Consider the following 2,736-nt stretch of genomic DNA (forward strand, 5'->3'; position numbering starts at 1 on the left):
GGCCGGCTGGGCCGCGCCCGCGGTGAGCGACTCCAGGGCGGCCAGGTAGCCGTCGACGAAGCCCTCGACGACGGCGGGCTTGATCCGGCCGGGGTCGTGGCAGACGTCCAGCCGCAGCACGCCCTCGAACTGGTCCTGGTGGACGTGCACGGTCATCGGGAAGCTGGTCAGCTCGAAGTACCGGGCGCCGTCGATCCGGACGCCGCCGTCGGCCGGTGTGCCCTGGCCGGCCGGGGAGCCCCCGCCGTCCTCGGCGTAGGCGTGGAAGTCGGTGTAGTTGAACACCACGTCGAACTGCGGTCCGCCGCAGAGGCGTTCGATCTCCGCGAGCGGGAGGCGCCGGTGCGGGACGATCGCCCGCTCGGTCGCGAACACCGCGCCGACCAGCTCCGGTCCCGGCGTCTCCGGCACCTCGACGGGGAACGGCAGGGTGTTCAGGAACAGGCCCACCATCTCGGTACCGCCCGGGAGTTCGGGGCGCCCGTGGCCGACCACCCCGGTGATCAGGCGGGCGCCGCCGGTGAGGTCGGCCAGCGCCGCGCAGTGCGCCGCCAGGTGGACCGACTTCGCCGGCACGCCGAACTCGGCGGCGAACCGCCGTGCCCGGTCGGCGAGTTCGGCCGGGACGGTCCGTTCGACGGTGGCCGTCTCGATCGAGCCGTCCGGCTGCGGACCGGCCGGCCGGGTGACGGGGAAGCCGGCGAGCAGCCGCTGCCAGGCCTCCCGGTCCGCCGCGCCCGCCAGGCTGGCCCGCTCCAGCGCCACGTACGTGCCGTAGCCGGGCTCGGCCGCCGCGTCGGCGGGTTCCGGGCGGCCCGCGAGCAGGGCCGCGTACCGGCGGCGGATCCCGGCGACCACGAGGGCCACGCTCCAGCCGTCCAGGATCAGGTGGTGGAACGAGACGCCGAGGTTCAGCCCGTCCGGGCCCCGCAGGTGGACGCGGAAGCGCAGCGGCGGGCGGGAGAGGTCGAAGGGCAGGAGCTTCTCCTGCTCGACCCACTCCGCGACCGCCCGGTCCTGCTCCGCCCGGTCGAGACCGGTCAGGTCCGTGACCTCCACCGCGACGTCGGCCCGCGCCGAGACGATCTGCAGCGGCTCGCCGTACTCGTCCAGGTCGAAGCGGGAGCGCAGCTGGGGGTGGCGGGCGACCGTCGCGGCGACGGCCTGGCGGAGCAGCTCGGGCCGGGCCGGGCCGGTGAACTCGTAGTCGAAGATGTCGTGGTAGACCGGCGAGTCCTCGTCGAGCAGCGAGTGGTAGATCATGCCGGACTGGAGCCTGGTGAGTGGCCACGCGTCCTCGGCGTCGGCGGGCAGCAGGCTCCGGTCGGCAGGGGAGAGCAGCGCGAACGGTTCCGCCGGGGCCGCCGCCGGGGCGTCCGGGTCGCGCTCGGTCAGCGCCGCGGCGAGTCCGGTGACGGTGGGGTGGGCGATCACGTCGCGCAGGTCGACGGCCCAGCCGGCCTCGCGCAGCCGGGCGGCGACCCGCAGGGCGAGGATGGAGTCGCCGCCGAGGGCGAAGAACCGGTCGTCGGCGCCGACCGCCGGCACGCCGAGGACCTCGCGCCAGACCCGGGCCACCTCGTGCTGGCGGACGCCGTCGAGCTGCGCGGCGGTGCGGTCCGCCGCGCCGGCGGCGACCGGGTCGGGCAGGGCGCGTCGGTCCAGCTTGCCGTTCGGGGTGGTCGGCAGGTCGGGCACGGTGACCAGGTACTGCGGGACGAGGAACTCGGGCAGCCGGCCGCGCAGCGCGGACCGCAGGCCCTCCGGGTCGAGGGCCGGCGCGACGGACCCGTCCGCCCCTTCGGTGTCGGCCTCGGCCGGGACGATGTACGCCGCCAGCGCCTGGGCGGCGCCGGTGGTGTGCACGACGACGGCGGCGTCCTTGACCCCGGGCAGGCCGCGCAGCACCGCCGCGACCTCGTCCGGTTCGACGCGCAGCCCGCGCAGCTTGACCTGGTTGTCGATGCGCCCGAGGTACTGGATCTGCCCGTCGGGCAGGAAGCGCGCGAGGTCGCCGGTGCGGTAGAGCCGGGCGTCCGGTCCGGTGCCGTACGGGTCGGTGACGAAGACCTTCGCGGACAGCTCGTCGCGCCGGTGGTAGCCGGCCGCCACGGCCACCCCGCCGATGCACAACTCGCCCGGCACGCCGACGGGCTGGAGCGTCAGGTCGCGGTCCGTCACGTACAGCCGGACGTTGGCGATCGGCTTGCCGATCGGCACGACCTGGCCGGGGTAGTCCAGGGTGCACGGCCAGTGCGACACGTCGATCGCGGCCTCGGTGGGCCCGTACAGGTTGTGCAGTTCGCAGTCGAGCGCCCCGGCGAACACCTCCAGCGTGCGGCGCGGCAGCGCCTCCCCGCTGCACACCACCCGGCGCAGCGAGCCGCAGTGCTCCGCCAGCTCCTCGGCCTCCAGGAAGACGTTCAGCATCGAGGGGACGAAGTGCACCGTGGTGACCCGGTGGTCGCGGATGGTGCGCTTCAGGTACTCCGGGTCCCGGTGGCCGCCGGGCTCGGCGACGACGATCGCCGCGCCGGTCATCAGCGGCCAGAAGAACTCCCAGACGGACACGTCGAAGCTGTACGGGGTCTTCTGCAGGACCTTGTCGTCGCCGGTGAGGCCGAACGCGTCCTGCATCCAGAGGAGCCGGTTGGCCAGCGAGTCGTGCCGGTTGATCACGCCCTTCGGCTGCCCGGTGGAGCCCGAGGTGTAGATCATGTAGACCGGCGAGTCCGG

Annotated in this window: 1 protein-coding gene; it reads right to left on the reverse strand. The window is 74.6% G+C overall.

The features are described from left to right. On the reverse strand, positions 1-2,736 hold a 2,736-nt coding region (locus ABZ885_RS38920), incomplete at both ends, for an amino acid adenylation domain-containing protein (RefSeq protein WP_360199599.1).

The sequence above is a fragment of the Kitasatospora sp. NPDC047058 genome (assembly GCF_040643935.1).
GTDB lineage: Bacteria > Actinomycetota > Actinomycetes > Streptomycetales > Streptomycetaceae > Kitasatospora.